The organism is Clostridium sp. TJA038 (assembly GCF_058310255.1).
This window is the reverse complement of record NZ_JBZEFA010000001.1, coordinates 18151-30229: the sequence shown is the minus strand read 5'-3', so window position 1 is coordinate 30229 and position 12079 is coordinate 18151. Positions and strand designations below refer to the sequence as shown.

General features: G+C 25.8%; 10 protein-coding genes. 1 reads left to right on the top strand and 9 read right to left on the bottom strand.

The annotated features are described in order from the left end of the window. Positions 1-111 precede the first annotated feature (111 nt). The 6 genes from cphA to AC4FQV_RS00115 form a co-directional block, all read right to left on the bottom strand. On the bottom strand, positions 112-2712 hold the full coding sequence (gene cphA / locus AC4FQV_RS00140; protein ID WP_491163685.1) for a cyanophycin synthetase: 2601 nt from the start codon (positions 2710-2712) through the stop codon (positions 112-114). Further along, on the bottom strand, positions 2699-3526 hold the full coding sequence (locus AC4FQV_RS00135; RefSeq protein ID WP_491139482.1) for a cyanophycinase: 828 nt from the start codon (positions 3524-3526) through the stop codon (positions 2699-2701). The genes cphA and AC4FQV_RS00135 overlap by 14 nt, the downstream gene beginning before the upstream one ends. Before the next feature lie 100 nt (positions 3527-3626). Then, positions 3627-5186, bottom strand: coding sequence for a DUF3794 and LysM peptidoglycan-binding domain-containing protein (locus AC4FQV_RS00130; protein WP_491139483.1), 1560 nt, complete (start codon positions 5184-5186; stop codon positions 3627-3629). 356 nt (positions 5187-5542) lie between these two features. Then, positions 5543-5779: a Veg family protein gene (locus tag AC4FQV_RS00125; RefSeq protein ID WP_430486356.1), complete on the bottom strand. Its 237-nt coding sequence runs from the start codon at positions 5777-5779 to the stop codon at positions 5543-5545. Between the two features lie 162 nt (positions 5780-5941). Next, on the bottom strand, positions 5942-6823 hold the full coding sequence (gene yabG, locus AC4FQV_RS00120) for a sporulation peptidase YabG (protein ID WP_491163681.1): 882 nt from the start codon (positions 6821-6823) through the stop codon (positions 5942-5944). 137 nt (positions 6824-6960) lie between these two features. After that, positions 6961-7965: a CotS family spore coat protein gene (locus AC4FQV_RS00115; RefSeq protein ID WP_491139485.1), complete on the bottom strand. Its 1005-nt coding sequence runs from the start codon at positions 7963-7965 to the stop codon at positions 6961-6963. Positions 7966-8075: 110 nt separating this feature from the next. Between AC4FQV_RS00115 and AC4FQV_RS00110 the strand changes: the two genes are divergently transcribed. Then, the gene (locus AC4FQV_RS00110) at positions 8076-9194 is read left to right on the top strand and encodes a glycosyltransferase family 4 protein (protein WP_491163678.1); all 1119 of its coding nucleotides are present in this window, start codon (positions 8076-8078) and stop codon (positions 9192-9194) included. Between the two features lie 58 nt (positions 9195-9252). On the opposite strand, the gene AC4FQV_RS00105 is transcribed toward AC4FQV_RS00110, so the two are convergent. The 3 genes from AC4FQV_RS00105 to AC4FQV_RS00095 are packed head-to-tail and all read right to left on the bottom strand — an operon-like array spanning position 9253 to position 11992. Next, a complete protein-coding gene (locus tag AC4FQV_RS00105; protein ID WP_491139487.1) occupies positions 9253-10281 on the bottom strand; it encodes a CotS family spore coat protein in 1029 nt (342 codons plus the stop codon). 10 nt (positions 10282-10291) lie between these two features. Further along, positions 10292-10975: a hypothetical protein gene (locus AC4FQV_RS00100; protein WP_491139488.1), complete on the bottom strand. Its 684-nt coding sequence runs from the start codon at positions 10973-10975 to the stop codon at positions 10292-10294. A 6-nt stretch (positions 10976-10981) separates the two neighbouring features. Then, a complete protein-coding gene (locus AC4FQV_RS00095) occupies positions 10982-11992 on the bottom strand; it encodes a CotS family spore coat protein (protein WP_491163674.1) in 1011 nt (336 codons plus the stop codon). Positions 11993-12079 lie beyond the last annotated feature (87 nt).

Below are 12079 nucleotides of genomic sequence, written 5' to 3'. Positions count from 1 at the left end.
ACATTAATAAAGCTAAATATAATTATATTATTTTATTTTAAAAACATAAAGAGTTAATTAAAATAAAGAGAAATCTCCTAAAAATCAAAGAAAATCTCTCTTTAAAATATCCTAATATCTTTTATTTTTTTTTACTATATCATATAAAGGTTCATAGTCCTCAAAGAACACTATTATACACTCACCAACTTTAGCAGTTTTTAAAGCTTTATTTAAAGCTTCTTCTTCTGAAAGTATAATTTCTACACTTAAATTATCTCTTTTAGAACTATTTACTCCCTCCTTCATTATATTTGCTACTTCTCCAACCTTTTTACCTCTTAAATCCTTGTCTTCTTTTATTATTATATGGTCAAAGAATTCACCACTTATCTTTCCTATCTCTCTCATAGTTTTTATATCTCTATCTCCAGGAACTCCTATAATTCCTGTAACCTTGCTAAAGTTTAAATTTTTAAGTGCCTTTATAACTTTTTCATATCCATCAATATTATGTCCATAGTCTAATATTACCTTTATTCCATTTACATCAAAAATATTAAACCTTCCTCTATTATCCTCTTCAGAAGATTTAAACATTTTTAACCCTTTAGAAATTATGCAATAATCTGCCCCTATTCCAACTAAAGCTGCACAAGCCGCCATTGCATTTTCTATATTATGAACTAATACTCCATTTAAAGTAAATTCCATTTCATAAACTGAAGCTATTTTATATTCTCTACCTCTATTATTAACATAAATACTCTTATCTTTTTCTCTATAAAATACTACAGGCTCTCCATTATTAATATTTGATTTTATATACTTATTATTTTCATTCATAGAAAATAATATTTTTTTATTTTTTATTCTATTTAATATTTTAATACTCCACTCATCATCAGCATTTAAAACAGAATATCCTGTATCTTTTACTGCTTCTCCAACTAAAGATTTAACAAAAGCTAAATCTTCCATACTTTCAACTCCATCTATTCCTAAGTGGTCTTCTCTTATATTAGTTATAACTCCAACATCAGCTAAATCATAAGCTAACCCTTTTCTAACTAATCCACCTCTAGCACTTTCTAAAACAGCAGCTTCAACTTCTGGATTTAAAAGTATTGTTCTTGCACTATAATATCCTGTGTCATCTCCTTTATGTATATATTTATCTCCAATCTTAACACCTGATGTTGTAGTGCATCCTACCTTTAAGCCTATTAAACTTAAAATGTGTGATATTAACCTAACAGTTGTTGTCTTTCCATTAGTTCCTGTTACAGCTATAACAGGAATATTATTATAACCATCTTTAAACATATTATCTAGTATGCATTTACCAACATCTCTTTTCTCTCCTAAAGTAGGAAAATGATGCATTCTTATACCTGGTGCAGCATTTACTTCTAATATTATTCCTCCATTATTTTCTATAGGTTCTTCTATTGATTTAGTACAAATATCTATTCCACAAATATCTAATCCTATAATCTTAGCTGCCCTTTCACAAAGTTCAATATTTTCTCTACATATAACAGTAGTTTTATCTTCTGCACTACCTCCTGTAGATAAATTAGCATTTGACCTAAGAACAATTTTTTCTCCATAAGATAAAATTGAATTTAAAGCATATCCTAAGTTAGCTAATCTATCTATAAGTTCTTCATCTATTTTAACTTTAGTTAAAGGCTTTTCATGGTCATCTCCCCTTAATGGATTTGCATTCATAGCCTCTATTAAGTCTTTAATACTTCTAAAACCATCTCCTATTATATATGGAGGTTTTCTTAATGAAACTGCTACTACTTTATAATCTACAAGAAGAACTCTATAGTCATTTCCCTCTTTATATTCTTCTATAATTACTTCTTTACAATCTTTACTTAACTCTGAATAAGCTTTTAAAAGTTCTTTTTCATTTTTTATATTAAGATAAACGCCCTTACCCTTGCTACCCCATTGTGGTTTTAAAACTACAGGATAGCCAATTCTATTTATTGAATCTAAGAGATTTATTACATTAAATACTTTTTCTCCTCTAGCAACAGGTATATTTTGTGTTTCTAAAAGTTCTTTTGTAAGAAGCTTATCACAAGCTGTATCAATCGCAATCCCCTTTGTATAATGCCCAATTGTAGCACTAAATCTTTTTCCTGCCTTTCCATAGGCTATTTGATATAAACTTCCATCTCCTATAGAAAGAATAGGTAACTTCTCTCTATTTGCAGCTTCACAAATAGCTCTTGTAGAAGGACCTAAAACTTCTTCATTCATAACCTGCTTTATTTTGTTTACTCTATCATAAAAATCAATTGATTTATTTTTTATTAAGGAATTTATTAAATCTACAGCTAATTCTGCTATTAATAAAGCAGTTTTTTTAAGCTCATATTGAAATATTATATAGTATAAATCTTCCTTTATTTCTCTAGCTTTACCATACTTTATATCCATACCTAATTTATTATGTATTCCTATTATTATGTGTTCACAAACATGAGCTAGGTATGTTCCCTCTTCTAATCTTTTAACAAATCCTCCTTCTACATCTATACCACATCTATGGCTATAAAGTTCTGGAAGGTATTTTAATAAATTTTCATTAAACCCCGTAATATCTTTAGTTGGTTTTTCGCAGTATCCTTCTAAATCAACATCTAATCTAATACACTTTTTATGTGAATATATGTTTCTTCCTTCAAAGATACGTTGATTATTTATCTTCATTTTTATTTCTTTCCTCCTCAAAAGGCACCCTTGTTGATAAATTCATTTTCTTTCCTGCTGTTAGCACATGTAATTTTATATTAAATATACTAAAAACCTCATCTTGCCTTTTTTCTGAAACATTTGTATATTTAATTTCTCTTCCATCTACAAAGTAAACTGAACCACTTCCAATTACAGTTAGTTCATCATCATTTATTACTATGGCTGTATCTTCATCTATTCCAATACCTAATACCTCTGGATTTTGGCATACTCCAGACAATAATCTTCCAATTCTTCCTCTCTGTGCAAAGTGTTGGTCTATAAGTGTGTTTTTTATAAGACCTAATCCTGCTGACATATTTAATGTACTCTTTTTAGGTGATTCTTCTTCTTCTCCACCAACAATCATTACATCACTCATAACAGAAGCACCAGCAGAGGTTCCAACAAAATAACAGCCTTCACTACATCTTTCTTTTAAAACATCATAAAGAGGAGTTCCTCCTATTAAACTAGTTATTCTAAGTTGATCTCCTCCTGTAAAAAATATAACAGAAGCTTCCTTTACCAAAGAAATATTTCTTTCTTCAAAAGCTTCTTTTCTTTCTATAATACGAAGTTCATTAATCTTTCTTATTCCTAAACTTGAAAAGATATTTTTATATTGTTCTATTACTATATTAGGAGATTCTGTGGCTATAGTTGCAATTAATAATTTCCCTTCTGTTTTCTTTAGTTTATCTGCAACGAAGTTTAATATTACCTTCTTTCCTACTTTATCCTCAGCTCCACCTATTATAATAAGATTTTTTTTATTCTTAGAACTCAATTTTTTCACCTCAAATCATGCATTTCTTATTTTTGCCATAAAATTTATATTTATTCATAAAAAAGAGTTTTGCGACATATTATCGCAAAACTCTTTTTTATTATAAGATAGCTCTACCTGGAATAATTATTTTATCTCCTTCATATATAACTTCTGAATCATCTATATCATTTAATGAAATCAAGGTATCTACAGTTGTTTTATATTTCTTAGCTAAATTCCATAAGGTATCTCCCTTTTGAATTGTATATATAGTAACAGAAGATGCCTTTTCAACTTTATCTTCATACTGCTCTATATCCTTTACGTACTCCTTATTAAAGATGTCAGAACATTTGCCATAAAAATAAATTATAGCCTTTATAGATAAATTACTTCCTTCAATACTACATTGTAAATCTTCTAAATTTGCCTTAGTATCAAATATCATGCCTGATTGAGAATTTTTCATATCTAAAGCAACTTCAAAAGGAATATTTCCCTTAGATTTGCCAAAAGAATTTTCTTCATCAATTGTTTTATATAAAGCTTCAACATTTAAATTTCCTTTTATAACTACTTTCTCCTCTATAAAGTAGCTTTCCATATCTATTATCTTTCCTGCACAGTTAAGTATTTGTATAACCTCACTGTTGTTCTCTAAAGGAATAACCCCTTTTACAATCGATTCACTAGAGTTTTCAGTAACACACATATTTATATTATAAAAATCTTTTACAGGAACTATATTCTCTGTTGGTGAATATAAATCATCAACTGTTTCTAAAAGTTCTACTTTAGATATTGAAATATTTGCATCAACAACTAAGTTAACATCTAAAACTCTACTTTCTCCTAAATCATTTTGTGATATTTTAACTTCTTGCTCCTTAACTTCAAAATATCCATTACAATTCATTTCAGAATTAATACCTAAAACTTCTTCCTCACTAGATAAATATAAATCATCTTCTAAAGATATAATTTCTTTAGAATCGTAAGCTCTATATAAAATATTTACTTTAGCTAAACAGGAAGCTTGTATCTTATCTTCTCCTATTTTTATCTCCTGTCTATGAATCATATAAGAACATTTAATAACCTTACCTATTTGAGGTTTGTCCATTCCAACATTTATTGGTAAGTTTCCTTTCATTGAACAAGTAACATTAGTAATATTTTTTTCTATGCTATCTGGCTTTCTTTTTATTTGAAGATTACCTAAGCCATCTAACTCTTTTACAACATCTATCTTTTCTTCTTTATAAATTTTATATTTAGCCTTTAATAATCCCTCTACTCTTATCTTTCTTTCATTGATTATGTTCGCATCCATATGTTCTAAATCACATGTTATATCACACATCATGCTATGTTCAACTCCAGTTATATCTGTAAAACTAGAATTTTTTTCTTTATATACTACACTATTAACTCCTAAACCTTCTTCTTCTCTAGCTAAATAAATAACATTATACTCAATTTCATATTCTAATAATAATCTATCACTTTGAACTTCCCTATTTAAAATAAAAACTTTTGTATCAACTGAAAGAATTTCATGAACATCTGGTTGAGTATCTGGTATTAAGTATTCTTCTCTAAAAGGTATTTCTAAATAACTTTCACTTAAAACCCTTTCAAAGCCAATGCTTTCCTTTATAATATCTAAATTTACCAAATTTATCCCTCCTAAATAATCTAATACTATAATATATATGTATGATTCTTAAATTATGATAATTCTTATTATTGATACATTATTTATATTTTTATATAAAAAAATTTATAAACGTTTACATAGCTTTTTAAAATAAAATTAAAAAAAATAATCTTTTTTTCGACATTTTTTTATAAAAAGTGTTGACATAGTAAAAAATCTGTCGTATTATAAAGATGGTTATTGACCATATAACCTCTCATAAATTCTCAATACCCTTTTATACCATAGTTGAAAGATGGAAACCCACCATCTTTCTTTTTTTTTGAAATAAAATAAAACAAAAAAAGTTAGCTAAATAGCTAACTTTTTTTTATTTAACCAACAAAATCTAGTTGAACTGTTTTTGTAAGTACATCTGAATAACTGTATGTCACTTTCCTTTGGGTGTCTTTTTGTAATCTAACTACAAAAATACTTGGGTGAACACTTTCTAGTATTCCTTCATTTTCCAAAATCTTTTTTCTTCCTCCATTAGCTCTAAGCTTAACTTTTTCACCAACATGATCTTCTATATTCTTTCTAATGGAGTTCAATGTAAGTCTGGTACTCATTTTAACACCCTCTTTCTATTATACATTATACACTAAAGGGGATGTTTTTTCAATAAATAAATTATTTTACTATATAAAGCCCTCTCTTGTCAATAAAAATATACTATATTTAAACTAAAACATCCAATTATATTATTAACTTAAATAATTTAATTTATTCTCTTAATTTAAATATAGAGATTTTGGATAACCCTCTCTGTATTTACCTCTAGTTTCTAATCCCCCAACACCTTTTATCCCTGTTATAGTATTTTCTATTGCCTCTTTTATAGATACTATTTCATTTATACTTGTATATGCTATTTTTTCACATACTAATACTGGGTCTAAACAATGTATAAGCACTCTACTTGGTGAACTTGCAAAATTAGCACCTGCTTCTAACAAACTCTCATAGCAGGACTGACATGCCCCTGCAAAAATAACTAAATCATCATAATTTGATTTATAACTTCTTAAAATTTTTACAGCTTCTATAAAATATCTTGAATTTCTATAGTTACTTAAATCTAACATTCCCTTTGAATCTTTAAGAACTCCATCATGTCCTGTTAATACGACTATATCAGGATTATACTCTTTAACTAAAGCTAATATTTTTAAGGGTTGTTCTCTTTCTGAAATAGCAACTCCTATAGCATTTAAATTTAACTTTTTATATGCTTTCAAACAAGTTTCCATATAGGATGAATCTCCATCTATATGAAGTATTTTCCCAGGCCTTCCAAAGACTAATTTTGAATTATTTTTAGCTCTCTCTAAAGTTTCTTCAATACTTCCTCTCATAAACCCATTGTTATTTTGTCTACTCTCTACTATTTTTTTAATAACTTCATTTACCTTAAAATCAAAATCTCTATCTCTATGCCCTAAAAAATCTTCATCAACTTTTTCTAAATCTTCTTTTTTTGAATCTGCTATTATTCTTATATGAATACCTTTTAAGACATAGGTTATTCCTTCTTCAGTTTCTTTTATATCTATAATTTTAAAAGTTACATCTTTACTATAAGACTTTCTTACAACTAAATCTCCAACCTTCATATTATTTATCTCCTTATTATTTATCTGTTGTAATATAATATGATTAATTTTTTCATAAGTTCTAAGAATAAAAACAAAATTACACATTTCTTTTAGAAAATAAAAAGGGTGTCTAAAATTAGACACCTAAAAGATAATTATCCTCTTTGATTATATTCTTTTTTATATTCCTCAATAAATTTCATATAATTTTCTTTTTCACTAATTATGTTGTTTATTTTATTTAAAAATACATTTTGTCCCCACATAACTTCATTGTAATAATATCTATTTGCAAGTCTCCAATATCTTTGAGGAAATAATAAGTATGCATATAAAACTTCATATTCTTCTTCCTTTAAAGGAGACACCTCATTATAAGAATCTATTATTGCCTTAGCATATTTAATATTCCACTTATTTTTCTTTAATACCTTTTTCATAAAATTAGCTATATCGTAAGCTCTAATTTCTCTCTTGCAATAATCAAAATCTATAACATAAACTTCATTATCTTCTCCAATGATTATATTATGATGATTATAATCATGATGACAAAACATTTTTTCTTTTTCAGCTTCTTCACATAAAGATAAATATTTTGAATCATTTAAAATTTTATTTGCTTTTATTGCTAAATCCTTGTAAAAATCAATATTTTTTAAATAAATAATATCAAAATCACTTTTCAAATTTTTCTTTCTAGCCATTCCTCTCATCTTTTCTAAGGCTTTTCCTCTTTTCTCCATAAGATGAGACCATCTACCTAAATCACTTTTATGTTTTGCATTCTCTGGAGTTTCATATCCCTTACTAGCCTCATGTAAATTTGCTAATTTTTTTGTGGCTATCTTCACCTCATCTATATTAGTAAAATCACACTCTCTTCCATTTATCCAAGTTGAAAGAGTATATATATCCTCATTTACTAAGGCATAAGGCTCTCCTTCTATGTTTAAAAAATATCTATCTATATTCTCAAAACCATTTTTAGCTAAATGCTCTTTAGCACCATAAATAAAAGCTAAGCTTTGTTCTCCATAAGGAACTTTCTTTAAACATCTCTCGCCCTTGTTACTCTTTAAATAATATATGCCTTTATTAGGCTTTAATTTTTCTATCTTAATATCAAATTGCCTTTCTATTTCAAACTCTCTCATCATATCCATTCACCTCCTAACATATTTATATGTTATCTGCTCTTAATTTATTAACATTTTATTCCAACAACAAATATAATAAAATATATATCCCTAAAGGAAGGAGTAAAAAAATGAAAATATGTATTGATGGTAGAGCAGCTAAAATGTATAGAGGTACTGGAATAGGAAATTACACATATCAATTAATAAATAATCTAAATCAAATTGACTTTTTAAATGAATACAATATATTAACTCCTAAATCCTCTTCTCTAGATTTAATAAATAAAAATAATTTTAATTATTTATCCTCTACAATAAATGATAAAAAAAATTTTTGGGAATTTATAAAAGAAGAAAATCCTAAAGAAAACATTATAGGAGATATATATCATGTTCCTCAAAATGGCATAGGCCTTTCTAAAATAAAAAACATAAAAACAGTAATTACTCTTCATGATATTATTCCTATGAAGATGCCTTCTACTGTAAGTCCTACTTTTTTAAATATATTTACAGAAAATATAAGTAATATTTTAAAAAATACTAATGCAATAATTACTGTTTCTAATTTTTCTAAAGAAGACATAAGTAAGACCTTTTCCTATGATAGAAACAAAATTTTTGTTACTCCCCTTGCAGCAGAAGATATATATAAACCTTTAGATAAAAAAGCCTCCTCTATATATCTAAAAAAACACTATGGAATAGAAAATGACTTTTTACTATATGTTGGTGGATTTAGTCCTAGAAAAAATATTTTAGGTCTTATAGAAGCTTTTAACTTAGTTAAAAATTCTTATAAAAAAGAGTTGAATTTAGTGATTGTAGGAACCTTTGGAGCTTCTTATGAAATTTATAGGGAAAGAGTTTCTAAACTTAATTTATCTTCCTCTGTTATTTTCACAGGATTTATTCCTATTGAAGATATGCCTATATTCTATAGTAGTAGTAAGGCCTTGGTTTACCCTTCATTTTATGAAGGTTTTGGACTTCCTCCCATTGAATGCATGGCTTGTGGAACCCCTGTAATTGCTTCAAATTTAACTTCTATTCCTGAAGTTTGCGAAGATTTTGCTCTTTTAATTAATCCTTATGATATAGTAGAAATTAAAAATTCTATACTTAAATTATTAAATGACGAAAATCTTTATTCTCTTATGATAAGAAGAGGACTATATCATTCAAGTAAATTTAATTGGAAAAAAACAGCTTATGAAACTTTAGATGTTTACAAAAAACTTCTTTAATTCTTTAAATTTAAATAAAAATAAGACTTATAAAAATTTATAAGTCTTATTTTTATTTTTATCTCTCTATATGTTTTAATAGAATTTCCTTTTCTCTCGTATATTCATTTTTTTTATCTAACTTATTTAAAAAAGACTCATATTTCCAATCCTTTAACTTATAATAATACTGCATAGAAATATTATAAAAATCCTTAGGAAATCTTAAATATATACTTATAAATTCTTTTTCCTCTGTTGACAATTTATTTTCTTTATTATAATTATCTATTATATTATCGTACATATCTATGCTAAACCCAAATCGCTTTATAGTTTTTATTATAAAATCACATAAATCTATTACCCTTAAATTTATGTTACAATAATCAAAATCTATAAAACTTACTTTGTCATCTTTAAATAAAATATTATGATAAGCAAGGTCATTATGACATATAGCTATTTTACTTCTATCTTTACATAAATCATAATAACTACTCTTTTTTAATAAAGCAATGCATCTTTCTATATCATATAAATGAAAATCAACTTCTTTTATAAAGCTATTATCAAATTCATTTTTATATTTATATAAGCTTACTACATTTTTTATTTTTTCTAAATCTAATTTGCTTTTTATAAAATAATCCTCAAGTTTAAAAAGCTCACTATTTTTCTCATATTCACTTTTTGAAATAGCTTTTTCAAAGCCTAAGGATGCCTTATGAAGTTTAGCTACTGAAGTAGTTATTTTTTTTAGTTCTATTGGATTTGCCATATTAAATTCTGTGCCATAAATATAATCTAATAAAATATAATTATTTTCTTTCCATCTTAATACATATCTATTTTTCCCTAATTTATTTATGGTTAATATATTTTCATAATTTTTCTTAAGATAATTTATACAATTAACTATAAAATTTAATCTATTTTCATCATAATTTATTATTTTTAATATCTTCTTACCTTGCTCTGTATCTAAAAAAAATACATTTCTATTAGGTTTTAAATCAATAATATCAAGTCCTAAGGCTTCAAATAATTTTAAATCTAAATCATATCTACATAAATATTTTTCATCTCTATATTTAATATTACCCAAAACTCTCCTCCTAATAAAAAATCAAATCTTTCTCTAAGATTTCCTCTAGCTTTTCTCTACATACACTTAAATTTTTTATATAGCAGTTTTGTAAATATTTCATTGAATAAAAAGGATATTTAACTAAGGAATCTATATAAACATAGCTATTATAATCTAATCTTTCCATTGAAATAACCTCTTTTATTAAGTCCTCTAATACCTTTTTTTCATCCCTTTTAATTCTTTTAAATAAAACATAATAGTCATCTTCTATCATACTAAATCTTATATTTTTAACATCCTTAATAAAAAAAGTATTTTCATACTCTTTATTAATATAAAGTTTCCCAATACAAACTTCCCCTCTTCTCATAGCTCTTTTAATGAGAGAATTAAAATTCACATCATAAATATACTGCAAACTTTTCCTAGAAGCTTCTAAAATTTCTAAAGTTAATAAATCTTTTTTTTCTAATCTTTCTACCCTTCTATACCAAAGTTTTAAAATTTCAATATCCTTCCAAATTTCATTTCTTATTTTAAAATTTTCTTTATTTTCTTCTCCTAAAAATCTTTCATGGATTTCACATATTGCTTTTATATAATCTATTGAATAATCAATTTTTAATTCCTTCTTGTCATAGCTAAAAGATTTTTTAGAAAATAACTTTATATTATTGTTTTTTAAAAATTCTTCTAAACTTTTACTCAAAGTAAATCACCTCAAATTAAAATTTTTTAATTGTAAAGTGAAATCCTGTCTAAATTCTCTATCATTTTTATATTTATATAGCTTCTTTAGAAAATGTTCTTCCTCCCAAGGTTGTTGCTCCCAATAATACTGTATTCCTAACTGCCAATAAGCTTGAGGAAATTCAATAAAAGCAGCCATAATAGGCAATTCTTTCTTTTTAACTTCTTTGTTATAAGAATAATTTTCTACTATATAATTAAACAAATTAATATCCCATTTTCCTTCTTTCATAGTTCTTATACATAAACTACTTAAATCATGTAAATGAGAATCTAATATGCAATAATCAAAATCAATTATGTTTATTTCTTTATTATCTAGCAAAAGAACATTATGGTCTGCATAGTCATGGTGGCAAAAACCTAATCTTTTAACTTCTTCCTTCATATATTGAAAATATCCACTATTCTTTATACTAAATAATGTACTTTCAACTCTCTTTAATTCCTCTTCTAATATTGAAAGATATAATTTATCAAAATCAGACTTATAAGCCTTTTGATAAATTCTTTTCTCAAAATCTAAAATTTCTTTTCCTCTTGTTTCAAAAGTTTTATACCACATCCCCCAATAAATTCTTGGTTTAAGGTTTTTATTTATAACAAAGCCTTCACTACTATTATGTAGTTCACTAAGCTTTCTAGAGGCTAGAGCTAAATCTTCCTTATTTTTATAATCACATTGTCTACTTTTTACCCATGGAGTTAAATAAGCTAATTTATTTTCTAAAGTTATATAATCACTTCCCAAATTAGTATCTAGTATTTTAGGAATTGAGTTAAATCCCTTATTAATAAGGTGTTTTTGAGCAGAAACTATAAAATAAAAATGAGGATATTGATATTTTATTACTTTTAAACAATACTCCTCCTGCTCTTTTGATATTATCTTATAGGTATTTTTAATCTTAATTATTTCTTTTGCCTCAATACCATAGTTAAGTAAGATTTTATCCTTTATATAATCATATTCCATAAAACTACTCCTAATCTCACTTTTTAAATTATTATATGTTTTTCAAATTCCTCTTGTTACAATGCACCTTTTATAATATTTATTAAT